This window comes from Priestia sp. KCTC 13724 (assembly GCF_056820425.1).
Genome location: NZ_JBXDLD010000091.1, coordinates 47402 through 70641 on the forward strand (window position 1 = coordinate 47402; position 23240 = coordinate 70641).

The window sequence follows — 23240 nt, forward strand, 5'->3', positions numbered from 1 at the left end:
TTACCACAAATTGGTGTAGTTTCACTACTTATCGGCTCGCGTTTTAATACGTTGTGAAACTAAGCATCTTCTGGATACGATACAGCAATGTTTGAAAAATGGTTATTTTATTTTCATATTTTTCATACGGAAGAGTATAGGTTGCATCTTCGTTTCCCCATAAGCGTGTAAAATATTTATTCATTTCTTCCGAGATATCTTCGTCAGATCCTGCGGTAATTTTAATATTGGTTTCTAAATTCAAGTCATCTAAATTACGCTTTGTAAAATTGGCTGATCCCCCAATGATCGTACTCTGGTCCTTTCCGCGAACAAATAGAGTTTTTGGATGATACTGTTCTTTGTCTGTGTTATACCATCGTACTTGTATTTTATTGCTTGAATCATCTAATAGCTCAGCAGCTACAGGGCGATTCGGAAGGCCAATTTTTTCTTGTCCAAAAGCATTGACGTTCGGGTCTAAAACAAGTCGGACTTTAGCTCCTTTATTTGACGATTGTACTAGCTTTTCTACAACTTTGCGATCAGCAAGATAAAACATACCTAGCCATACTTCATCCCCTGATTCTACTTGATCCAGTGTATTGAGGATTTCTTTATACACTTTTCCTTCCGTTAATAGCTGTACACCAATGTCACCGCTCGGAGCTTTTTCATAGCTCAGCTTCGGGATTTGTACATCGCTCGAAAAATCGACAACTGCTTTTTCTGTTTTAACAATCTCACCAATGATATCTCCCTGCACTTCAAAAGCCATATTGGAATGATGACCACTTGCATCGTGAGGGTTGGCTGATGAAATAACGGCTGTCTTATCAGTAGCTACAACTTTCCGATGGTTAGCTTTTACATTAAAAAGCTTTAAATAGGACCTCGCCGTAATTTTCGGTGCATTCTCACCAAATGGATTGGCAAGCCATCCTTCTCCAGATTGTCCAAACCACTGTAAAAAACTTCTCCAAACGCTTGAGTATAGAGGGTTGGAGTCTCTAAGCTTTGTAACATCTGTCTCAACAACCTTAATCCCCGCTCGTTTTAATGATTCTAGCCACTCTGATTCATGTGAACCATACGTTGTATTTACCTCATCGGTAATGAAATAGATGTCTACGTTTGGTTGCTCCTTTTTCTTTTCAATTAACTTTCTCGCTAGCGTATCGCTAATAGGTGGATAGGTTTCACCTTGGTCATAGTAGCCGTTAAATAAGAACATATCCATAACGATAAAGTTTTCTGCATTGTCAATCGCTTCAAAAATCCGCCGAAAAATTTGCTGCTCGCTTTTAACTTCATCACCGCTTTGATAAGTTAAGTCATATAACAGCGATACGTCCTTTACGTAGTGTACGTTTCCTTCGTATGAAACGCCTTCAGGTAGCGGCTTATATGTATGATAGCATGCGACAATTGTCAGTAATAATATAAGTGCAAGCATGAGATATGTTGCTTTTTTTGTTAATAGGCGCCCCACCAGTTCTCCTCCTCATAAGTAGTATCAGCTGTTTATTCCCTTTCCTTGTTCATTAGAAACATAAAAGAAACATAAAGGCCAATTCTGGCCTTTATGTTTCTTAGTTAGTCGAATTAGGATATCCTTCTTCACGAGCTTTAGATTCGTCTTGAATTTCATTGCGCATTGCCTCTATACTTACTTCTCGATTATGATTTTTTTGCTCAATTTTCGCACGCTCTTCTCCAGTCGCTCGCGTCGTTGTAGCCTCAGCTTTTTCGATATTATCAATCGTGTTTTGAACCATTGATTGTAAGCGTTCTACATTGTTGCTACGATCATCTGGGTTTGGTTTACTCCATGTCATAGTAAAATCCTCCTTTAAAATCCTTTTTTTGTACATCTCTAGTATGCAGCGGTTTTTTCTTTGTATAAGTGGAAAATAACACCCTTTTAAAACACAAAAAAAGTCGCTGTTCAGCGACTTTCTATTCTCCCTTTGTTTGAATAACCTGAGGGTGTTTTCCTGATTTATCTTGCATTTTCTTGCCATTGTTACCACCGGCTTCTCGCGGCTGAGTGCCAATGTGGTCAGGTACAAAACGTTTGGCGAATTTCTTCGGATTTCCCATGTTAACCCCTCCTTGCTGTTACTGTAACCAGTTTCAGAAGGAACTATTCAGCCTTTTCAAGCATACGTTTTTCTAGACGCTCTTCAATCGCAAGCTCAATTCGCTCGATCTCTTGTTGGTCTTCTAACAACTTGCTTTTATTCTCTCTTACTAACTCTTCAAACGTGCGTTTATTTACTCTTCTCATCTTTATCACCTATCCTTTTTAATTTTTGAAAAGTCTGAAAAATAACTATACAATAAATTACTATTATTTTTGCCATAATCCTTCACATTAAACCTAAAAAATTCAAAATGCTCCAAATTTGATCATTTTTTTTGTTAAAACACGTAGCTTTTTCTAAAGTAACGATCGATTTTTGAGCATACTTTCTATACGAACATGCCTATGAAAAGGTTTCATTTTATTCAAAAAAAAAGCAGCCATTATGAGCTGCTTTCAGACGCAAAGGTCTCCATTTGTTCTAGCGTCATTGGTCCGTTAATACGCTTAACAATTTTACCTTTTTCATTAATAAAGTATGAAGTTGGGATTGTCATCACACGATATGCTTTCGTAGCTACCTCATCTTTTTCATCTAGAAGCACTTGAAACGATAGTTTGTTTTCTTTTAAAAAGGTTGAAACACTTTGTTTACTACCTTCAGACGACGTTAAATTTACAGCTAGGATATGAACTTCCTTTCCTGATGTGTCGTGAAACTGCTGCATAGCTGGCATTTCTTCTTTACAAGGAGGGCACCACGTAGCCCAAAAATTCAAGATAATCTTTTTTCCTTTAAAGTCTGATAGCTGAACTGATTTACCTTGTGTATCCTTTAACGTAAACGGAGGAGCTTGATCTCCAGGTTCTAAACCATACGGCTCTCCATTTGCTACTTCAGCTTGTCCTTCTTTTATGTTCAAGTCTTCATACGATGATAACTTTTCTCCTTCATCATCTTTTGGTGCTAAAGCTTGCCACGCTGCAAAGCTTGCAAAGCCTACCAGTAAAAGTGTTGCTATAACTTTTTTTAGCATTATGCTTACTCCTTTCAGCCAGCTTCTATGAAATTACAGACCCTTTTTCTTTATATATGTACAAGAACATGCAAAATCATCCTAAAATGTGAATCTTTTATTATCATACCATATCCGAAAGCGTTTTATGAAAAACGAAAAGAAAAACGCACCTTAAAAAGGTGCGCTTCTGCTATCTTATGCGTGCGTTTTTGATTGAAGCTTATCGCGTAGTACCATCTGTAAGATACCACCATGACGGTAGTAATCAATTTCAACTTCGCTATCAAAACGAACTAATACGTCGAACTCTTTTTTGTTCCCAGCTTCATCCGTTGCAGTAACTTTTACAAAGTCACGTGGTTTTACTGTTTCATCAATTTGAACACTAATTGTTTCAGTTCCAGTTAAGCCTAATGTTTCAGCGCTTTCGCCTTCTTTAAACTGAAGTGGAAGAACACCCATTAACACAAGGTTTGAACGATGAATACGCTCAAAGCTTTCAGCGATAACCGTTTTAATACCAAGTAAGTTTGTTCCTTTAGCAGCCCAGTCACGAGAGCTTCCCATTCCGTAATCTTTACCTGCTAATACAACAAGACCTGTGTTTTCTTCTTTATACTTCATACAAGCATCGTAAATGCTCATCACTTTATTTTCAGGCCAGTACGTTGTCCAGCCACCTTCAGTACCTGGTGCAATTTGGTTTTTAATACGGATGTTTGCGAACGTACCGCGCATCATTACCTCGTGGTTACCACGACGAGATCCGTATGAGTTAAAGTCTCTTGGCTCAACGCCTTTATCTTGTAGATACAGGCCAGCTGGTGATGATTTTGCAATTGAACCTGCTGGTGAAATATGGTCTGTCGTTACAGAATCTCCAAACTTCGCTATAACACGCAGGTCATTTAATGCTTCTACCTCACCTGGCTCTTCAGATAACCCTTCAAAGAACGGCGGGTTTTGAATATATGTTGAGTCATTATCCCACGTGTAAAGCGCTTCTTCACTTGTTTCAATTTCGTTCCAACGCTCATTATCATCAAACACGCGATCATACTCTTTACGGAACAATTCTGGCGTTACAGTTGCTTTTACTACTTCTTTAATCTCGTCTTGAGAAGGCCAGATATCGCTAAAGAATACTTCTTTACCGTCTGCTCCTACACCAATCGGATCTTTCTGCAGGTCAATATCAACTGTACCAGCAAGAGAATACGCTACAACAAGCGGTGGAGATGCTAAATAGTTTCCTTTTACAAGCTGGTGAATACGACCTTCAAAGTTACGGTTACCTGACAACACTGACGTAACTAATAAATCGTTATCTGCAATTGCTTGCTCGATTTCGTCTTCTAATGGACCAGAGTTTCCGATACATGTTGTACAGCCGTATCCAACTACGTTGTAACCAATTTTTTCAAGGTAAGGAAGTAAGCCTGAGCTTTGTAAATAGCCCGTTACAACTTTTGAACCTGGTGCTAATGATGTTTTTACGTAAGCTGGAACATCTAATCCTTTTTCAACTGCTTTTTTAGCTACTAAACCAGCCGCTACTAATACGTATGGATTTGATGTATTTGTACAGCTTGTAATTGCAGCAATAGCAATTGCACCTGTTTTCATTGTTGTTTCTGTACCGTCAGCAAGCTTAAATGTTACTTCTTTTTCTACATCAGAAGTACTTAAGCCAAAGCTTTGATTACTTACAGGAGCTATTAGCGCTTTTTTAAATTCACTTTGCATGTCTGAAAGTGGAATTAAATCTTGAGGACGCTTTGGACCTGAAAGGTTTGATTCAATTTCGGCTAAGTTAATTTCTACTACATCTGTAAACGTTGGCTCTACTGCATCTGGAGTATAGAATAAGCCGTTTTCTTTTGTATATTGTTCGACAACCTGAATATCAGCTTCATCACGACCCGTAAGACGCATATAGTCTAACGCTTCGCTATCAACTGGGAAGAATCCACAGGTTGCTCCATATTCCGGTGCCATGTTAGCAATTGTGGCGCGATCTGCTAATGGAAGTTGAGCTACACCTGGTCCGAAGAATTCAACAAATTTTCCAACAACACCTTTTTGACGAAGTACTTGCGTTACTTTTAAAGCAAGGTCTGTTGCTGTTGTACCATTTGGTAATTCACCAGTTAGCTTCACTCCAATAACTTCTGGTACTGGGAAATACGAAGGTTGACCAAGCATTCCTGCTTCTGCTTCAATACCACCAACGCCCCAACCTAGAACGCCAATACCGTTAATCATTGTTGTATGAGAGTCAGTTCCGACCAATGTATCTGGAAACGCTAAGTACTCTCCGTTTTCTTCTACTGCATGGACTACGTTTGCTAAATATTCTAAATTTACTTGGTGTACGATTCCTGTTGCAGGAGGTACAGCACGATAGTTATCAAATGATTTTTGAGCCCAGTTTAAGAACTTATAGCGCTCTGTGTTGCGTTGAAACTCAAGATCCATATTTACTCGTAAAGAATCTAATGTTCCCGCTTTATCTACTTGAACTGAGTGGTCAACTACGAGATCTACTGGAATTTCTGGATTAATTTTATCTGGGTCTCCACCTAAATCAGCCATTGCTTTACGTAAAGATGCTAAGTCAACAACTGCTGGTACACCTGTGAAGTCTTGAAGAATAACTCGTGATGGCTTAAACGGCACATCTACTTCTTGAATTTCATCAGTTCCCCATTTTGCTAAATTTTCTACGTGCTCTTTTGTGATTACACGTCCGTCTACTTGACGAAGAACGGATTCTAATAATACTTTAATTGAATACGGTAGTTTTGAAACTGCTCCTAAACCGGCTTCTTCTAATGCTTGTAAGCGGTAATAATTATATGTGCTACCGTTAACTGTGAATGACGAACGAGCGTTAAAAACGTCTTTTTTAGTCATTTCATTACCCCCTTAAATGCTATGTATAAAGGATTTTACTTACCCCATCCTCTATTCCCTTCACCATCTATCTTAATATAATGTTATACATAAGTAAATAAAAAGAATGTTATTAATTTACATAAGTTTTTCTTATAACATAATCATTAATCACAAACATTTTCTAATAATTCATATTTCATCGACTTTTGTGCATATTAAAAATGGAGGTGAATAAAATGGCTAATCATAAATCAAAGCACGTCATTCCTGGAGCTAACGCTGCTAGCGCTCAGGGAAAAGGAGCAGGTTACAATGAAGAATTTTCAAATGAGCCGCTAACTGAACAACAAAAGCAAAATAATAAAAAACGCAAAAAAAATCAATGAGCTAGTTTAACATCGTGCTTTATCGTTCATAATGATTATCAGTGTTAGATAAGCACATACCTTAAACCTCATGATTTCTAGCATAAAAAGCCATGTTTTCACATGGCTTTTTGGCTATTTATTCATTCACTTCGTTCATAATTCCCTGCAAGTCCTGCTGAAACTGTGTAAGCTGCTGACGCTGCGTTTCAGTAGCTGTTTCCAGCGCATTGTTAATTTGTTCATATGTTTCATTAATTTCTTCTTTAAGAAGCTTTAGCTCATGCCCATACGCCGCATCGTGTTTTACAATATTTGATTGTGCATACGCATCTAGCGTTTGTTTATGGCCTTGTTGAGCTGCTTGAAAAGCCTGCTGACTATTTTTATGATATGGCATAATATCTCTCCTTTTTTACATTGTTCTGTTGTATTGTTTCATATCCCTCTGCTATTCATACCCCTCTTTTACAGGTTAAAAATGCCGAGCATAGATGCTTCTATAATGAGCGACATTAAGAAAGAAGCAACGAAAAGGAGGAGCTTTCATATGAACAAAAACGATAGTAAAGACATGCATAAAAACGCACCTAAAGGACATCAAACTGGGCAACCTGAACCGCTTAGTGGATCTCATAAAGTAAAGAATCGTCAACATACTCGTCAAAAGCATAATAGCGGTCACGATATGTAAAAAAAGAGCCCTTAACGGCTCTTTTTTTGTTTATTAGCTTGCATCGCTTGAATTTCCTCTGGCAGCTCGTTATCTCTTTCTTCTGAAAGAGGTAACGGCATAACTCCTGATAAAATTTCTGTTGTAACTTCATCATTTCTGCGTTCATTTCGAGTCACAGTATCTTTTCCTTTCTATACATCATTTCACAATCTTTGAAAGCTTGCATATGATGGTTATGGAAGAACGTGTATCATAACGGAGGAAACAAGTATGAACAACAAACATTCTAAAAACGATTGCTCAAAAAGTTTTCAAGAACTGCTAGAGTTAATTTTGGAAAATCCTTTTATGAGCTATTTAGATTATGATTCTGTTCGCGCAGATTTATTCGAAACGGAAGATACTTATATTGTGGAAATAGAGCTTGTTGGCTATCATCCTCACCATATCCATGTATCAGTTGAATTACAAACTCTTCTTCTTGTAGCAACAAAGCAAGTGAGCTATGAGCAATATGATGATAAACGGCATACGTCTCAAAAAGCTTTACGTGAGGAAAAAATTGGAAAAACAATTGATTTTCCTTTTTTGTTAACCAATAAAAAAATTGTCGGAACCCTTCAGAATTCCATACTAGAAATTACCATTTACAAAAACTCCAACGTGACTTCTCCCACTGCTTATGTTCCTATCCAACCCTTCTTCAGCGAATAAACTCTATTCAAATGCTCTCTTAAATTGTTTATTTAGAACATAGATTAATTAAGGCTATTTACGTTTTAATAGTCTTAATTAATGATGTACATATCTTCTCTTCCTCGTTGCACACTATAGAAAAAAACGAGGTGATCTTTTGCTTCATACAGCATGGAAAGGCCAGCTGTCTTTTGGACTGATTGAATTTCCAATTAAGCTTCACGGGGCAGTTGAAGACAAGGACATTAAATTACGAACGCTGCACTCGGTTTGTTATAAACCCATCCATCATGTAAAGCGCTGTGAACATTGTGAACGTGATGTTGCATCAGATGAACTAATTAAGGGGTATGAAACAAGTGAAGGTCATTTTGTGACATTATCAGAACATGAGCTAGATGAGCTAAAAAAGCGATTTTCTCAAAGTAAGACCATTGACATTTTACATTTTGTCGAGCTAGAAGAAATTGATTCAATCTACTTTGATAAAAGTTATTATATTTCAGCCAATGAATTTGGTGGGTACGAATATAGCGTCTTATTGGAGGGGCTTGCACTAAGTGGAAAGGTTGGTATTGCAAAGGTCTTTCTATATTCCAAGCAGCAGCTTGCAATCATTCGTTCTTATGGAGACTGCCTTTTATTACAAACGCTGCACTTTCATGAAGAGCTTCGCCATGTACAAGACGTGCCTCATGTCGACGCCTTGCCTTCTCTATCAACCAAAGATCGTGAAGCAGCTATGGAAATCATTAATAAGTTGTCCGCTCCGTTTGAACCAAAAATGCATCATAACGACTATCGTGATATGCTACATGAACTAATTCAAAGCAAAGACGCTATGGCTTCTTTCAGTCAACAGCAGTCTGAACAAGACGTTACAAAGCTTATGCAAATGTTAAAACTAAGTATCGATCAATCCAACTTAAAGCCGAGAAAGCCTCGTAAAAAGGCGATTCAGAAAAAGGCATAAAAAAGCGAACAATATTAATTGTTCGCTTTTTTCACTACAGATTCTTTAGGAATAATGGTTCCATAATCTACGGGAACTTTTATATACTGAGTAATTTGTTTGTTTTCTACAAATACAACTACATTTTCCTGACTATTTAATACGCTGTTTAATGTAGCATCCGACCATTTAAATCCAAGTTCTTTATTAACATCCTTTACTGACGCTTCTGGGCCAAAGACATATACTTCATCCCAGTTAAAATCAAAGAGTTCATTAAAATCAATCACTGCGTAGTCGCTTTTCGTTTCTTCTTTTGTTTTATTTATCTCATCTACTAATTGAGACTCTAGCTGTGCCTGATTGCGTTCACTATAGGCACGATCAATAAAAAATGTAGCTAATAATGCAGCTACTGTGAATAGTAAAATCTTCTTCACAACCTGCTCCTCCTGTCAGATTCATCGTTGTCGTATATACATATGATGCGACTCTATCTTTTTACATTTTAGAAAATTCAACAAGAAATTACAACTAATATCTAAATTTGTCACAGAAATATTACATAAAGTTTGCTTTTGTATAAAAAGTAATTCTTCGTCCATACTAAGAAGAAAAGGCAGGTTTATAAAACACATGAAGCACATTTCCATTATCATCGTAAAATTCATTTCGTGTATGATTGCGTTCGCTATTGGACTGGATTTATTTTTCGATGCAACGTTTGTTGACATTTTATCGTTTAGCGCTTTTGTAACCGCTGCATCTTACATATTAGGTGATCGCATTATTCTTCCCGCTTTAGGTAATAAAGCAGCTACTGCTTTTGATTTTATTTTGGCCTATATGAGCGTATGGATATTCGGGACAATTCTATTAAATAACTATATGCAAATCGCATGGGGAAGCATTTTATCCGCAACGATTATTACCGGTGTTGAAGTGCTTGTACATCGCTACTCATTAGCGCACTTCTTTCAAAATCGAACGCGTACTGTAAAAAGAACAGAGTTTCGAAAAGGTTTTGCATATGGCACTGAATTTGCGGAAGAGCACGATTCAGATATTCATGATCCTCAAAAAAAATAACCGGAAAGCAGGCGCTTTCCGGTTATTTTTTTATTTTGACTAGTGACCAATACTGATTATTACGTATAATAAAAGTAAAGAAAGGTGGTGATTACCTATGAAAAACCGCGACAAACAGCGAAAGAAAAAGCGCAAGATCCTACAGGATTATCTCAAAAACAAGCTTAAAAATTTAAACCCAAAACAGTCTAAGGGTCCTGTATCTAATTATAAAAACCGCTAAAACCTAAAAGGGTTAATGAATAATCTCTGTCTTACCAATTTCCCACTCTAAGTCGAATAATAGCTGATCAACACCGATAATAATAGTATCTAATCCATTCCAAAACACAGAGGATAACATGCCCTTTTTCTTCATACCTAACAAGAGTTCATTCATAAATGTCTCAAGAGAAATGTCAATGACTCTGCAGCCAGATGGTGCATGCTGTAAACAACACTGTGCATATTCTTTGCAAGGCCATACGGGTACTAATCGCTTATTGTCATCATTTCCGGTCATCTTTACCTGATTATGTTCATCAAGAACAATCCAAACTCGTTTGCATTTAATTACTTGCTCGATAAAATACGTGTAGCGATCATGAGCAGAAGCATTTACTAATTGCTGAAATATTGATTGTTCTACCATCATTGTTCCCCTCCATTTTCTATTTTTTTAAAGGAGTTCAATTGAACTTATTTTCAGTATATAGATTCGTTAAGAAAACGGTGCCACCTTACGTTTCTTTTAAAGAATATACTAGTTAAATTTAGTCAAAAGACCTAAGATAAAGTCTTGGACTATTTTTTCATTGGTTGGTAAAAAAGGAAGAGCTCCAATTCCTATTTTTTCAATACTTTTAAGAAAGTAGTCTACAGATGTTTTATCATTGCTTGGGAACAATACAATCGCCTTTTCAATGATGCGCTCATTTTTACTATTTAAAATGGCATCACGATATCGATGCATCGTATTCAGGTCTTCTTCTTTAGGAATAAAATCGTGACCTTTTCGGTGTACCCGATATTTGGCATCAAAAACATAGTTCACGTATTCTCCACTATTTTTTCCCAATGTCAATACTAAATCTGGTCTTTGGGTGGTCGTGTGCTTTGATCTGAATTCCTTTTGATAAAAAAGATAGATACGTTTTCCGCTCTTTGAAACGAATTCATGATGTGATGCTCCTGTATTCATGAACAGCTCATTTTGTGTTATTTTTATGCTGTTATGTGTTTTAACATCCATTTTACCGTTTGATTTTCAAACGTATCTACGGTATCGCTTCTACTTGTGCCAATGACTTTGTTCGGTATTACATACTTATTTCGTTTTAAGCGAACACCCCTTTTAGCAGGTACGAAATAATTAGGGTGTTTACGCAAGTATCCTATTGATAAGCTATCTGACTTTTTGAGCTGGTCTCCTCTCATAAAATCTCTCTCTTTTAAAACAGTGCGTGTTGGCTGCTTTTCTATCTGCTTAATATATTTCATAAATGGTTGAAAATGATGAGATATAAGGTGGTAAAACTCGAGCCAATTCCCGTCTTTTACTGTTAAATTCAAAGATCCTTTTAAATACGTATTACCTACCAGTTTGTAGGCCATCCCATACGTTGATTGATTAATGGATTCAACTATGGAAAGGTAATCGCTTTTATAGTCCATTTTGGTAGGAAAGATTTCAAGCGTAAAAGCTATTATTTTCTCTGTTCCGCTCATAACATGAAAAGTTGTATAGCCAATTTCATTTTGTAGAAGAATTGTACTGAACAAAATTGACTGTCCGTCTCCATACACACTCCGACTTTTTTGCTTGATGCCTGTCATTTCATTTACTAAAAACAGCTCTTTTTGTCCCTTTGACACCACCATTACTTCATACTGTTCATTTTCAAAAAATAAGGGCTGGAGAGGTGAATTTTGTACATGCTCTCTCTCCTTAGGATGATACACTTCGACCTTTTCAATATCTTGCCCTGTACAAGAAAAAAACATCGACTCGCTTACTTCCTCATTAAGTGTTTCAGCTTTTCCGCTAATGGTGACGGTACAGTTTCTCATGGCAATTTTAACGAACGGTATTTGTCCAGAATGATGTATATCCAAATGCCTCATACCTTCTAATCATCTCCATTACTTTTTTCGCACTGCGAGGAAAACGCATTCGTTCCGCTTCAATAACAGCTGTTTCAATATTTTGATCAACAAATGTATTCGTACAGTAATAGTATAGTTCCTTTAATACGTCAAACGTGTATACGTCACCTCCACTAATGCGTGGAGCTATTTTTTGTAACAGCTGAAAGTCAAATGCCTGATCAAACGTAAACACGCCGCTTTTAATAGCATAAATCATATAAAAACAGATTTCGTCTCTCATTCGATAACCAACTTGACAATCGATAGGCCTTAATAATTCATTTAGAGACATTAACTCATTTGTAACCTCATTAATTAGCTCCCCATGCTCAACGTATGCATCGGTGCATCTTCTTCTTCTCTTTTTAACACAAGGTATAGTCTCTGTCCGTCTTCACTCAGCGCATACGATATCGCAAGGCCCGTTACGCTCTTTTTGTCCACAATGTTGATATAGGGGAAAAGCGCTGTTTGCATTCCGGTTATTTTGAATTCTTCGCGGTTAACTTCAGAAAGCTTATAAAGTGAAAGTGGAATTCGTCTCGTTAGCATATTGTCGACTTCGTGAGAAAGCAAAGCATCGCTTTCTTTTGCAGAAAAATTTTCAGCAACGTATAGCAATCGTTCTCGTAAACTCATCGACTCATTCCTCCTTTTCTATACGTAAAAGCATCGCCAAAAGACCATGCTTGTTTTCTCCAGTATTTTCTTATCTTTATTATATAGTATGCGCTTTAATTAGAGAAATGTTATGAAAGCCTGTTTCCTTACAGTCTTGTAAGAAAACTGTAAGCTCGTGTAGTAGGGTGTGATTATTACCTTATTTTATAATTGAGAAACAAAAGTAATCTTCCATCCAAAGTAAACACACTCACTAATTAAATTTTAAATAGAAAATAAAGGATTAAAGGAGAGATTTAAATTGAAGTATTTTTTCCAAGCAGGCGCATGCGTCATTTTACTAGTAGGTGGTATTGTTATTTTCACTTATGCCGGCATTCAATTTCTATACGGAAAAGTAAGAGAATCAACAGCCAGAAATCACGGATAAAACCATGCTATAACAAGGAGTTTATCATGCCTCTATTTATTACTATGAATAGATAATAATCGCACTATTCTCGTTGACAACATGGTTTTGTAAACTAGATTTGTTATAATAAAATACATATAACTTATTACAAGAGACTCTTGGAGGTTTTATGTTACAAAAGTTCGGTTATTCTCAATATGAAAGTCAAGTATATGAAGCGCTTGTATCGAGCGAAGAGTCGTTGGACGCAACGGCTATCGTGCGTGCATCTCAGGTACCAAAAGCAAAAATCTATGAAGTATTAGATAAACTCATTGAAAAAGGTGTCGTGTTAAACACTCTTTCCGGTAAAAAAAAGTTTTACTCTGCGGTATCACTTGATGTCATTATTAAAAAGTTAAGCTTAGAATTTGAAGAAGATATTCGCGATTTGCAGTCTTATAAGATTAAGAAAGTTAGTCAAGATGATCACGTGTGGACACTAAAAGATGAAGCAACTATCATAGCTACAATCGATGAACTTATTCAAGATGCGTCGCATTCCATTTTGCTATCGGCTTGGAATACAACGCTTGAGCACTACCGCCCCTTGTTAGAAGAGAAAGAAAGAGAAGGAATTTCAGTTGAAATCTTAACAATTGGAGATTTGCGCACGACGTTGGAAAATACGAGCACGCTTCACCCCATGGAACACCATGAGAAGCTAGAACCATCTCAGCTCGTCATCGTGGATGAACAGTCCTTGCTGTTTGCAGGAATTGAAAACGAGACGTGGAAAGCCATTAAGACAAACTCTCAGCCCCTTGTTAAAGTATTTACCGACTTTTTTTATCATGATGTCGCTCTTACATATATCACAAAAAAATACCAAGAGCAGCTGCTGGAAGATGAAACGATTATGCGACTTCTTACTCGTCTTCGCTATTAGTAATCTCCCCAGCTCTCACGCTACTTTCTTACTCCATATAGACGTTAATTAAAAAAAGATTGCTTTTACGCAATCTTTTTTTAATTTTGCACTTGAAAGGAGCTACAATAAAGGTTACTATTACAGTTGTAACTTTTATTAAAAGGAGTTTTATTTATGAATCATAAAGTGTACATACTTGCGATTGCTTCCTTCGTTGTAGGAACTGTTGAGCTTATTTTAGGAGGCATTCTCGACCTCATCGCAAGTTCATTTCAAGTATCAATTGCAAAGGCTGGATATCTAATCTCCATTTTCTCCCTTGTCTATGCAATTTCAGCACCTGTATTGTTAAACATTACGGCAAAATTCGAACGTAAAAAAGTTTATTTATGGGCTTTATTTATCTTTTTACTAAGTAATATCGTAGCGTTAGCTAGTACGGGTTACTCCATGCTGATGGTTTCTCGCATATTAGCTGCTATGAGCGGATCGTTCATTATTGTGTTATCTACAACAATGGCATCGCGCCTTGTGAAACCTGAATATCAAGGCAGAGCACTAGGAATTGTATTTATGGGTATTAGCGCTTCGTTAGTACTTGGGATTCCGATTGGCATTTTTATTGGAAACGCGTTTGGTTGGCGTGAAGTCTTTATTTTAATTGCACTTTTAACAGCGATTATTATGGTTATCGTTGCAATTAGCATGGATCGCTTAGAACCTGCTCCAGTAGTACCGATTAAACAACAGCTTAATGCACTTCGCAATACAAAAATGCTGTCTATTCATATCGCAACCTTTTTTGTATTAGCTGGTCACTTAACGCTGTATGCTTATTTCACACCGTTTTTACAAGAAACATTTGGATTATCAAGCGGAATGGTGACGCTTGTATACGGCATTTTCGGATTAGCAGCCGTAGCAGGTGGAGGTTTTGGTGGCGTTCTTTCTGATAAACTTGGAGCACCTACTGCCGTCATTGGAATTATCGGTGCCTTTTTTCTAAGCATGGTCGCTCTTCCTTTTGCCGTTAAGCTGCCTTTTATTTTATTCTTAATTGTGATGACGGTTTGGAGCGCTCTAAGCTGGGCCGTTTCACCAGCTCAGAACAACTTAATTATTCAAAGCGCCAAAGACAATCCCGATGTATTGATTAGTACAAATGTTGCCATTTCTCACTTGGGAATTGCTGCAGGATCTTACGTGGGTGGAATTATTATTAACGGCTATTCATCTCTCTTTAACGGTTGGGTTGGTTCTATTTTAGTTTTACTAGGTCTACTAGCAACCGTAATTGCTGTAACGCGCCCAAGCATTTCCACTAACTCTATTCAAAGTAAATAAGAAAACCCGCTGCTTGTAGCAGCGGGTTTTATCGTTGATAACGATGACCGTTTATTAGCCCTCCAATTAATAAAATAGCAGCGGTTAAATAAAACCAAATCATTAAGATGATAATACTCCCCAACTGACCATATATTTCAGAATAACTACCAAACTTCACGTAATACGAAAACCCAGTTGAAGCCACTTGCCAGCCTAGCGTTGCAAAGATAGCCCCTGGCAATACTTCTTTCCATGCAATTTTGGCACTCGGTACCATTTTATAGAAAAAGATAAAGAATAAAAGCAGAAAACTCGTACCGATTCCCCAACGAATAATGGTCCAGCTTGTATACCAAAAATCCGGAATTTTAACTTTTGTTACGATAAAGTGTCGTGAAATTTCCTCTATAATTGGAACGAAAAGCGACAGTGACACGATAATCATAAAGCCAAGCGTCAAAATCAAATCATTTATTAATGCATGAAGAAAAGTTTGCTTTCGCTCAATTTGATGCGCATCATTTAACGAGCGTACAAGAGACTGAATCGCCATTGAAGCAAGCCAAAACGTAGCAATTAAGCTAAAGGACAATAATTTCTTTCCGCTTTGGTTTAAAACAGACGTAACCGACCTTTCAATAATATCGTATGCACTTTCCGGCACAAACGGCTGAATAAGCACCAATAAATTATTGGTATCAATCGGAAAGAAGCTTAGCAATGAAAATAAAAAAATGATAAATGGAATAAAGGACAATAAAAAATAGTATGCTGTTTGCGCTGCTTGGTCAAAAAAACGCTCTGAAAAAAAACGTTGCAAGACCGTTTTTGATGTTTGAACTACCATTTGTATACACCTTCTTTTTGTACATGCACTTTGCTTTAGTATAATAAACTAAAATATGTTTCATTACTTATTTCTTCGTAAAGCATCTCACCCCTTTGCTTAACCAAACGAGTAAATCAGCATATAAGATCATCAGAGACTTGAAAAATGAGCTGAAATTCCTAAAATAAATATCTAGGTGTTTCGTCGTTAGCCATGAAAAATATAAATTTATTTCCCTTTTTTATCTGTTGTAAACATTTTGGTACTAAATAAGTCTTTATTATTAGACTTTGTTACGATGATGGCTTTTATTAGTAGCTTACACGCATAAAAAAAAGCTCATGTAGACATGAGCTTTACCATAGTGGCTCTTCTTCATCACTTAACTCGTATGAAAAAGGCATCATCATAATTGAAACAACAAATCCGAGGACGGTAACCGTCATTACATTTTGAAGAGGAAAATTAAGTACGGATAAGATAAGCCAAAGAATCAGAGGTGTAAATAAGTAGATTGACAATCTTTTTTGAGATTTTGCGGACATATATTGCTCTTCTCCACAATGTGGACACTTCATCACGTTTCGAAGCGTTAATAATTTTTTAACAGATGTTTTCCAATTCCATTTATGGTCACAGTTCTTACAGGTGGCCATTCGCATCACACTCCTATAATATAGAACACAAATTTACGTTCTTGTCTCCATTATACACTATTTTTTGATTTCCTCAAAATTAGTCAAAAAAAGAGAAAGGCTACGTGCCTTTCTCTCGGTACTTTTATCCTACTATCTCTAAACTTTTTTTACTTTCACTTTCATGATAACAAACGCTACAACTGCTATGATAGCAGCAACTAAGAAAGGTGCTTGAGGCGCTATTGCATGACCGATTACACCTGATAATAACGGTGCAAATGCAGCTCCTAACCAGCGAAGGAAATTATATCCACCTGAAGTAATCCCTCTTTCATACGGTGATACTTCCATAACGTAGCTTGTAAATAGTGCATTGTTTAGTCCTGATACTAAGCCTGATGCCATAACGAGAATAATACGTAGCGCCGTATTATCTGTTACAAATAGTAAAGCTAAGATAACAGCAAAGATAATCAAGCTAATATGCAGCACTTGTTTCGGCGGATACTTCATTTCTAATTTATGAGCTAAAATAGCAGATCCGTAAGCTAAGCATAACCCCCAACCAAAGAAGACAAAACCAATTTGCAAGGCACTAATCGGTAAAATAAGAGGTGTATAGGCTAAGACCGTAAAAAAGCCATAATAATAAAGCATTCCGGAAAGCGCACCTTGGGTAAACGGCTTACACTTATAGAGCTGAATAATATCTTTAAAGCCTGCTGCCTTTCTTGGCCTACTAGAACCAGGTTGTTTAACGATTGTTAAAACGAGAATAAATGCAATAAAAATCAAAATACTAGTTCCGATAAACGGTAGTCTCCATGAAGAGCTACCAAGTACACCACCAACAAGTGGTCCACCTGCCATTCCTAATCCGATAGCTGCTTCGTACATTCCAACCGCTTGTTTCACTTCACCTGATAGTGCAATTAACAGCGTCATAGCAGTTGCGAAGAAAAATGAATTACCTAACCCCCAGCCGGCACGGAAAATGGATAGCTGTGGAATATTATTAGACAAGCCACAAAGCGCAGCGAAAATTGTTACGATAATAAGTCCTGTAACCATCAAGCGTTTATCTCCAAATCTGGAAGCTAAAATCCCAGCTGGAATCATCATGATAGCCATCATTAATAAGTATGACGTAAATAGCATTTCAACTTGCCAGTGAGAAGCTCCTATTTGAGCCGCAATCTCTGGTAAAATTGGATCTACAACTCCTATTCCCATAAATGCTAAAAACGTAGCAAAAACCGTGATGACTTGACCAACACGGCTTTTAGAATGTTGTTGTTCCACACGCGTCACTCCTCTTGTTCCTTTCGCTTCCGAATGTCTGTAGCTCGTTTATGCATGGCCTCTAATTCCTCTTTAAATGTCATCATCTTATCGACTTTGTACATAATCATTTCCATTTGAGTATGAATCATATTTTCAATTTCCAATACATCTTGAGCTGAGACATCCTGATCTCTTTTTGCTTGTTCAATCGTTCTTTTTAACGACATAAACTCTTGAAGTTCTTGCAGGGAAAAGCCAAGTACTTCTTTTGCTTCTGCTACTTTTTTCAACTCACTTACTTCATCTTCCGTGTAGAGTCGAACATTTCCCTTTGTACGTGAAGGAGGCAAAATTAGCCCTATTTCTTCATAGTAGCGAACTGCTCGTTTTGTTAAACCTGTCATTTTTGTTACTTCATCAATTTTGTACATGTACAGTAAACCTCCAGGGATATAACATTAACGTTAACGTAAACTTTACTTTCATAAGAATACCTAACGTTAACGTTAATGTCAACGTATTGATTTTGATTCACTTATAATTTCAAGCATATTTTCACTCTATATTTTAGATAAGTTTTGCCGTCTTTTAAGAAATTTTTAAGAATTCCTTTCACTTTTCTTTACGATTGCTCCTTAGACTAAGTGTATCACCTTAGAACAGACCGTCTATTGATTATACAAAGGAGGATACTCAAATGAAAAAGGCGACTAGGTTTCAAGATTATAACGGAGAACGCTTTCAAAAAGATTTGATTGCTGGACTCGTGGTAGGTATTGTAGCAATTCCTTTAGCTATGGCATTTGCCATTGCTTCTGGCGTTCGACCGGAATATGGTATTTATACAACGATTATTGCCGGGATTTTGGTCTCCTTATTCGGAGGATCCAGATTCCAAATCGCAGGTCCGACAGGTGCTTTTGTTCCTATTTTATTAGGAGTTGTCATGCAATATGGTTATGAGAATTTAATTATAGCTGGCTTTATGGCAGGAATTATCTTAGTTACCGTTGGACTTCTTAGGCTTGGAAAGTTTATCAAGTTCATTCCAAAACCAGTGACAATTGGTTTTACTGCCGGCATTGCAATTATTATCTTCTCAGGACAAATTGCAAACTTTTTAGGATTACACAATATAGAAAAACACGAAGCTTTTCACCTTAACATGTGGGAAATTATCACAAACCTATCTGCTGTCAATATTTATAGCATACTAATAGCTATTATTTGTTTAGTAATTGTCCTTATTGCACCGAAATTTATTCCAAAGGTTCCTGGTGCGTTGTTAGGCATTCTATTTTCCACTTTGATTGCCGTTCTTTTTTTTCAAGACAAGGTTGCCACCATTGGATCAACCTATGGTCCAATCCCAAATGAACTCCCTACTTTTCAGTGGCCTGAATTAACAATTGATACCATTGTTATGCTATTACCAGCAGCACTTGTAATCGCTATGCTCGGTGGAATTGAATCGCTTCTATCAGCTATGGTAGCTGACAGTATGACAAAGACAAAACACAACAGCAACAAAGAGCTTGTGGGACAAGGAATTGCCAACATGACCACTTCCTTATTTGGAGGTATTCCTGCAACAGGAGCAATCGCTCGAACAGCAACAAATATTCGTAACAGAGGAACTTCGCCTATTTCAGGAGTTGTACACGGCCTTGTTGTACTCATCGTTTTGTTGGTATTAGCACCTTATGCATCTCATATTCCACTAGCAAGCATGGCACCTGTATTAATGGTCGTTGCTTTTAATATGAGCGAACGAAAAGAATTTGCTCATATTTTCAAAACAAAAACTGCAGACTCTGCAGTTTTAGCAATTACGTTCTTACTAACCGTATTCTTCGATTTAACAACAGGTGTTGGGGTAGGATTGCTCTTTGCCATTATTATGTTTGTTAAGCGTATGAGCCAATCGCTTCACGTGTCAAAAACAAACCATGATGATGAAAAATCCCAGCTTCAAATGTACACGCTAGAAGGCTCGCTCTTTTTCGGCTCGGCTGAACGCTTAGAAGAAGCAACGGATAGTATCATTCAATCGAATGCAGACGTTGTTATTTTAAAAATGGAGCAGGTTTCATTTATTGACACCTCAGGCGAAAATCTACTATCAAACGTTCATCAAAGGCTTAATGAAGATAACCGGGCATTATTAATTACAGGGCTAGATGCTCAGCCAAAAGAGATGTTTCTAAAAACTGGACTGTATGATCGAATTGGACGGCAACACTTTTTTTCTCAGGCAGGTAAAGCACTTGATTATGCACAATCTTTTGTTCATACAAAACGTAAGCGAAAAGCTAATCAACCCGCATTTTCTTCTTAAATACAAAAGAGACTGAGACATAAGTAGTTCAGCCTCTACTATACCTGAACGATTGAGAGTTGATAACTTTTAATCGTTCAGGTTTTTTGGTTGATTGTGAAAACAATGTTGGAAACAGGGTGGAATGGAGCGTAGGACACTCGACTCCTGCGAGAAAGAGAGGGAAAACTGTGATCCCGCAGCGCAGCGAGGAGCTCAGGTTCCTCCCCGCGGAAAGCGAGTGGCCGTAGCGCAATGGAACGAATGTGTTGAGACAAACCAAAGAGATGGGAACAGCTAGTGTTCGTCTTTTAGAAGCCATCATTTTGTTATGTCCCAAACTCTTTTTTACTTATTGATATTCCATTAACCAATAGCGTTCAGATACAGGGCTTCTTCAACCACTTGCACCCACCCCTTCTTCTTATAAAACAGCAGCGCTTTGTCATTTTTTGATACGCACTTCAGACGCAGTGGCGGATTCATTTTTTGAATGGATGCATCTACTAACGCTGTTCCAACACCTTTTCTTGAATAATCGGGATGCGCAAATAAGCAGTGAATAAAATTATCAGGAAGATACAAAGATACAAACCCCACAACTTTATCATCAAGCTCAGCAACTAGTAGATGTTCACCTACCATATCCCTATCAAAATCCTCAAGCTGAAAGGCTTCAGCTTTCATCCAATGAAAGTGGTGACTGCGAGATTCCAAATAAATAAATCGCAATTTCCTTCCCCCTTAAATATTAAAGCGATATCCCGCTCCCCAAATTGTCTCTAAGTACTGAGGCTGGGCAGGGTTTTGTTCAATTTTCTCACGCACTTTTCGTACATGCACCGTAACAGTTGAAATATCTCCAGTCGAATCAAACCCCCATAAGTTTTCAAACAGTTGTTCTTTGCTAAGCACTTGGTTTGGATGAGTAATAAGAAATAATAATAAATCGAACTCTTTTGTAGTAAATGTTACTTCCTGATTATAAACGAAGACGCGACGGGCTAGCTTATCCAATTCAATATGATGAACTTTAATTAGTTTTTTTGTGTGATTGCGCTCGCTCAAGCGCTCATAGCGAGATAAATGCGCTTTTACTCTTGCTACAAGCTCTCCAGGGCTAAATGGCTTTGTGATATAATCATCCGCACCCAGCCCAAGACCTCTAATCTTATCGATTTCTTCTTTTTTAGCTGATACAAGTAGAATAGGTATATCTTTTACCGCTCGAACTCGTTTGCACACTTCAAATCCGTTTAGCTTTGGGAGCATAATATCTAAAATGATTAGGTCAAACTCTTCGTTTAAAGCTCTTTCTAAACCTTCTTCTCCGCTATGCTGCACATGTGCTTCAAACTGGTTAATTTCTAAATAATCACGCTGTAACTCTGCAATACTTGGCTCATCCTCAATTAGTAATATACGCTTCACTCTTGCTATCACCTCTATTTAGTTATTTTTCGCAAAGAAAAATAGATGCTTGTTTCTTTATGTAATGTACTTGTTGCCCAAATTGATCCACCGTGCGAGTCAATGATTTGTTTGGCAATTGCTAGCCCTAGACCACTTCCACCCGTCTGCGTATTTCTCGATTCTTCAGCTCGATAAAACTTGTTAAATATGTAAGGAAGCGCTCTCGGCTCGATACCGCACCCATTGTCTACTATTCTTACAATTACTTCACTTTCATTTTCACTGAGCACCAGTTCAATACGCTTATCCTCTTTATCCATAAATTTGATGCTATTTGTAATTAAGTTCATTATTACTCGCCGCAGCTTATCTGTATCTGCTTTTACATAAGCTCTTTTAGAAAGCGTTGTATAAAAGCGTAATAGCACTCCTTTTTCTTCTAACTCAAATTGCAGCTCCTGGTTGAGGTTCTCCATAAAATCATTAATATTCACGGTTTCAAAATGAAACGGTACTTCATGCAAATCTAGTTTAGAAAATAAAAAGAGCTCGTCAATTAAGCTATTCATATCCTTTGCTTTTGTAGAAATTGTTGATAAGTATTTTTCAAGCTTTTCAGGTGTGTTGGCTACGCCATCTTGTATCCCTTCAACATAACCAATGATTGAGGTAATCGGCGTCTTTAGGTCATGTGAGATGCTTGACAGCAGCTGCTTACGATTTTCTTCATAATGAACCTGAAGGTCAATAGATGATTGCAGCTTTTTTCTCATTTCTTCAAAAGAATTGGTTAACTCGTTTATTTCATCTTTGGAATTGTGCTTATACGGTATTGAGAAATGAACGTCTCCTTGACGAATGCGTTCAGCTGCTCGCTTTAATCTATAAATTGGCTTAATAACGCTTCTGGACACAACATAGTTAACAAAACCAATGATCACCACAAATAAAAGCAAGAGAAAAATAAATAAAAACGGAAAAACTTTATGAACAATTCCAACGTAAGGGCTAATGCTTCGTAAAACAAAAACAGTTCCTTCATCCCGATTTGGAAAGAAAAAATCTAATTTGATGTATGAATAAAACTTATTTTTAATTCGAATAATGTCTTGTTCATATGTAGCTGATTTTGTACTTTTTTCATTAAAATGCGGCAGCTCTTTGTCCACTGTTCGCTGATCTATAGAGAACGATGAGTACGTCACTTCTTCATTCTTTCTGACAATTACATCAATGCCTTCTTGCTCATAACTTTTAATTATTTGCTGATTTAAAAGTTGATTTGGGTCCTCTTGACTCAGCAGCTTTACATTTAAAAATGTCGTTTCTTCTTCCGGTGTTAAGAGCTTATATACATATGCATTGGAGTATGTTTTTTGCAGAAAGTTAGCATCCCCTGTAATTGAAAAAAACACTAAGAAGCCAAAAAGCAAAAGCAGAAGCACAAAAACTAAAACCATGCTAAGATAGGTTAATAAAAAGCGAAGTTTTAATGACATGTCCACATCCTTTCTTCTTGCTGAAAAAGAAATTATTATTAAACTATTTTGATAATTAAACCATATCACAAAAAAAATTAAGAATCTCTTAATATGGTCCTACA

Annotated in this window: 31 protein-coding genes; 10 read left to right on the forward strand and 21 right to left on the reverse strand. The window is 37.1% G+C overall.

The features are described 5' to 3' along the window. Positions 1 to 43: 43 nt before the first annotated feature. The 6 genes from AC1UFB_RS13405 to acnA all read right to left on the reverse strand — a co-directional run bounded on the left by AC1UFB_RS13405 (position 44) and on the right by acnA (position 6000). Positions 44 to 1471, reverse strand: a complete 1428-nt coding sequence (locus AC1UFB_RS13405) for a phospholipase D family protein (protein WP_482589397.1) — start codon at positions 1469 to 1471, stop codon at positions 44 to 46. 100 nt (positions 1472 to 1571) lie between these two features. Beyond that, a complete protein-coding gene (gene tlp, locus AC1UFB_RS13410) occupies positions 1572 to 1817 on the reverse strand; it encodes a small acid-soluble spore protein Tlp (RefSeq protein WP_100347738.1) in 246 nt (81 codons plus the stop codon). Between the two features lie 121 nt (positions 1818 to 1938). Next, entirely contained in the window at positions 1939 to 2082 is a 144-nt protein-coding gene (locus AC1UFB_RS13415) for an acid-soluble spore protein N (RefSeq protein WP_025911133.1), read from the reverse strand. A 43-nt stretch (positions 2083 to 2125) separates the two neighbouring features. Continuing rightward, entirely contained in the window at positions 2126 to 2269 is a 144-nt protein-coding gene (locus tag AC1UFB_RS13420) for an FbpB family small basic protein (protein ID WP_076512981.1), read from the reverse strand. Between the two features lie 239 nt (positions 2270 to 2508). Then, entirely contained in the window at positions 2509 to 3102 is a 594-nt protein-coding gene (locus tag AC1UFB_RS13425; RefSeq protein ID WP_025911136.1) for a peroxiredoxin family protein, read from the reverse strand. Positions 3103 to 3279: 177 nt separating this feature from the next. After that, positions 3280 to 6000 (reverse strand): aconitate hydratase AcnA, encoded by a 2721-nt coding sequence (gene acnA / locus AC1UFB_RS13430; RefSeq protein WP_062686302.1) that lies wholly within the window; start codon positions 5998 to 6000, stop codon positions 3280 to 3282. Between the two features lie 218 nt (positions 6001 to 6218). On the opposite strand from acnA, the gene sspO reads away from it, so the two are divergent. Beyond that, entirely contained in the window at positions 6219 to 6368 is a 150-nt protein-coding gene (sspO, locus tag AC1UFB_RS13435; RefSeq protein ID WP_025911139.1) for a small acid-soluble spore protein O, read from the forward strand. Positions 6369 to 6486: 118 nt separating this feature from the next. On the opposite strand, the gene AC1UFB_RS13440 is transcribed toward sspO, so the two are convergent. Next, positions 6487 to 6747, reverse strand: a complete 261-nt coding sequence (locus AC1UFB_RS13440; protein ID WP_061784643.1) for a hypothetical protein — start codon at positions 6745 to 6747, stop codon at positions 6487 to 6489. A 150-nt stretch (positions 6748 to 6897) separates the two neighbouring features. Between AC1UFB_RS13440 and AC1UFB_RS13445 the strand changes: the two genes are divergently transcribed. Then, entirely contained in the window at positions 6898 to 7041 is a 144-nt protein-coding gene (locus tag AC1UFB_RS13445; RefSeq protein ID WP_061784644.1) for a small acid-soluble spore protein P, read from the forward strand. An 11-nt stretch (positions 7042 to 7052) separates the two neighbouring features. Here the strand turns inward: AC1UFB_RS13445 and AC1UFB_RS13450 are convergent, their stop codons facing one another. Next, the gene (locus AC1UFB_RS13450; RefSeq protein WP_153301167.1) at positions 7053 to 7199 is read right to left on the reverse strand and encodes a hypothetical protein; all 147 of its coding nucleotides are present in this window, start codon (positions 7197 to 7199) and stop codon (positions 7053 to 7055) included. A gap of 94 nt (positions 7200 to 7293) precedes the next feature. Here AC1UFB_RS13450 and AC1UFB_RS13455 point away from each other — a divergent pair, with 94 nt between their 5' ends. Continuing rightward, entirely contained in the window at positions 7294 to 7737 is a 444-nt protein-coding gene (locus AC1UFB_RS13455; RefSeq protein ID WP_100347737.1) for an Hsp20/alpha crystallin family protein, read from the forward strand. 139 nt (positions 7738 to 7876) lie between these two features. Continuing rightward, complete coding sequence (gene ku, locus AC1UFB_RS13460; protein WP_025911144.1) at positions 7877 to 8692, forward strand: non-homologous end joining protein Ku; 816 nt, start codon at positions 7877 to 7879, stop codon at positions 8690 to 8692. A 14-nt stretch (positions 8693 to 8706) separates the two neighbouring features. On the opposite strand, the gene AC1UFB_RS13465 is transcribed toward ku, so the two are convergent. Further along, positions 8707 to 9111: a hypothetical protein gene (locus AC1UFB_RS13465; protein WP_025911145.1), complete on the reverse strand. Its 405-nt coding sequence runs from the start codon at positions 9109 to 9111 to the stop codon at positions 8707 to 8709. A 196-nt stretch (positions 9112 to 9307) separates the two neighbouring features. Here AC1UFB_RS13465 and AC1UFB_RS13470 point away from each other — a divergent pair, with 196 nt between their 5' ends. Next, a complete protein-coding gene (locus AC1UFB_RS13470; protein ID WP_076512982.1) occupies positions 9308 to 9760 on the forward strand; it encodes a YndM family protein in 453 nt (150 codons plus the stop codon). 235 nt (positions 9761 to 9995) lie between these two features. On the opposite strand, the gene AC1UFB_RS13475 is transcribed toward AC1UFB_RS13470, so the two are convergent. The 5 genes from AC1UFB_RS13475 to AC1UFB_RS13495 form a co-directional block, all read right to left on the reverse strand. Next, positions 9996 to 10394 (reverse strand): DUF2750 domain-containing protein, encoded by a 399-nt coding sequence (locus AC1UFB_RS13475; RefSeq protein WP_025911147.1) that lies wholly within the window; start codon positions 10392 to 10394, stop codon positions 9996 to 9998. 108 nt (positions 10395 to 10502) lie between these two features. Beyond that, on the reverse strand, positions 10503 to 10940 hold the full coding sequence (locus AC1UFB_RS13480) for a nuclease domain-containing protein (protein WP_482589398.1): 438 nt from the start codon (positions 10938 to 10940) through the stop codon (positions 10503 to 10505). 23 nt (positions 10941 to 10963) lie between these two features. Next, positions 10964 to 11854, reverse strand: a complete 891-nt coding sequence (locus AC1UFB_RS13485; RefSeq protein WP_198511896.1) for a DUF2357 domain-containing protein — start codon at positions 11852 to 11854, stop codon at positions 10964 to 10966. Next, positions 11817 to 12128: a hypothetical protein gene (locus tag AC1UFB_RS13490; protein WP_482589399.1), complete on the reverse strand. Its 312-nt coding sequence runs from the start codon at positions 12126 to 12128 to the stop codon at positions 11817 to 11819. The genes AC1UFB_RS13485 and AC1UFB_RS13490 overlap by 38 nt, the downstream gene beginning before the upstream one ends. Positions 12129 to 12202: 74 nt before the next feature. Further along, a complete protein-coding gene (locus AC1UFB_RS13495) occupies positions 12203 to 12526 on the reverse strand; it encodes an MrcB family domain-containing protein (RefSeq protein ID WP_100347733.1) in 324 nt (107 codons plus the stop codon). 283 nt (positions 12527 to 12809) lie between these two features. Between AC1UFB_RS13495 and AC1UFB_RS13500 the strand changes: the two genes are divergently transcribed. From AC1UFB_RS13500 to AC1UFB_RS13510, 3 genes are all read left to right on the forward strand, one after another. After that, positions 12810 to 12938 carry a hypothetical protein gene (locus tag AC1UFB_RS13500; RefSeq protein ID WP_257788883.1) on the forward strand — a complete coding sequence of 43 codons (129 nt, stop codon included), beginning with the start codon at positions 12810 to 12812 and terminating at the stop codon, positions 12936 to 12938. A gap of 151 nt (positions 12939 to 13089) precedes the next feature. Continuing rightward, on the forward strand, positions 13090 to 13848 hold the full coding sequence (locus AC1UFB_RS13505) for a TrmB family transcriptional regulator (protein WP_025911150.1): 759 nt from the start codon (positions 13090 to 13092) through the stop codon (positions 13846 to 13848). 156 nt (positions 13849 to 14004) lie between these two features. Then, positions 14005 to 15174, forward strand: coding sequence for an MFS transporter (locus AC1UFB_RS13510; RefSeq protein WP_100347732.1), 1170 nt, complete (start codon positions 14005 to 14007; stop codon positions 15172 to 15174). A gap of 28 nt (positions 15175 to 15202) precedes the next feature. Here AC1UFB_RS13510 and AC1UFB_RS13515 read toward each other — a convergent pair whose 3' ends face one another. The 4 genes from AC1UFB_RS13515 to AC1UFB_RS13530 form a co-directional block, all read right to left on the reverse strand. Continuing rightward, on the reverse strand, positions 15203 to 16003 hold the full coding sequence (locus tag AC1UFB_RS13515) for a YihY/virulence factor BrkB family protein (RefSeq protein WP_025911152.1): 801 nt from the start codon (positions 16001 to 16003) through the stop codon (positions 15203 to 15205). Positions 16004 to 16341: 338 nt separating this feature from the next. After that, positions 16342 to 16641: a TIGR04104 family putative zinc finger protein gene (locus tag AC1UFB_RS13520; protein WP_025911153.1), complete on the reverse strand. Its 300-nt coding sequence runs from the start codon at positions 16639 to 16641 to the stop codon at positions 16342 to 16344. Positions 16642 to 16779: 138 nt separating this feature from the next. Beyond that, complete coding sequence (locus AC1UFB_RS13525) at positions 16780 to 17925, reverse strand: MFS transporter (protein ID WP_061786634.1); 1146 nt, start codon at positions 17923 to 17925, stop codon at positions 16780 to 16782. Positions 17926 to 17930: 5 nt separating this feature from the next. Then, positions 17931 to 18338: a MerR family transcriptional regulator gene (locus AC1UFB_RS13530; RefSeq protein ID WP_078989783.1), complete on the reverse strand. Its 408-nt coding sequence runs from the start codon at positions 18336 to 18338 to the stop codon at positions 17931 to 17933. A 266-nt stretch (positions 18339 to 18604) separates the two neighbouring features. Here AC1UFB_RS13530 and AC1UFB_RS13535 point away from each other — a divergent pair, with 266 nt between their 5' ends. After that, positions 18605 to 20245 carry a SulP family inorganic anion transporter gene (locus AC1UFB_RS13535; protein WP_482589400.1) on the forward strand — a complete coding sequence of 547 codons (1641 nt, stop codon included), beginning with the start codon at positions 18605 to 18607 and terminating at the stop codon, positions 20243 to 20245. 124 nt (positions 20246 to 20369) lie between these two features. Continuing rightward, positions 20370 to 20525 carry a hypothetical protein gene (locus tag AC1UFB_RS13540; protein WP_482589401.1) on the forward strand — a complete coding sequence of 52 codons (156 nt, stop codon included), beginning with the start codon at positions 20370 to 20372 and terminating at the stop codon, positions 20523 to 20525. A gap of 65 nt (positions 20526 to 20590) precedes the next feature. On the opposite strand, the gene AC1UFB_RS13545 is transcribed toward AC1UFB_RS13540, so the two are convergent. The 3 genes from AC1UFB_RS13545 to AC1UFB_RS13555 are packed head-to-tail and all read right to left on the reverse strand — an operon-like array spanning position 20591 to position 23136. Further along, positions 20591 to 20956: a GNAT family N-acetyltransferase gene (locus tag AC1UFB_RS13545; RefSeq protein ID WP_326046601.1), complete on the reverse strand. Its 366-nt coding sequence runs from the start codon at positions 20954 to 20956 to the stop codon at positions 20591 to 20593. 12 nt (positions 20957 to 20968) lie between these two features. Then, the gene (locus AC1UFB_RS13550; RefSeq protein WP_035321211.1) at positions 20969 to 21655 is read right to left on the reverse strand and encodes a response regulator transcription factor; all 687 of its coding nucleotides are present in this window, start codon (positions 21653 to 21655) and stop codon (positions 20969 to 20971) included. 14 nt (positions 21656 to 21669) lie between these two features. Next, the gene (locus AC1UFB_RS13555; RefSeq protein ID WP_119544053.1) at positions 21670 to 23136 is read right to left on the reverse strand and encodes a sensor histidine kinase; all 1467 of its coding nucleotides are present in this window, start codon (positions 23134 to 23136) and stop codon (positions 21670 to 21672) included. Between the last annotated feature and the right edge of the window lie 104 nt (positions 23137 to 23240).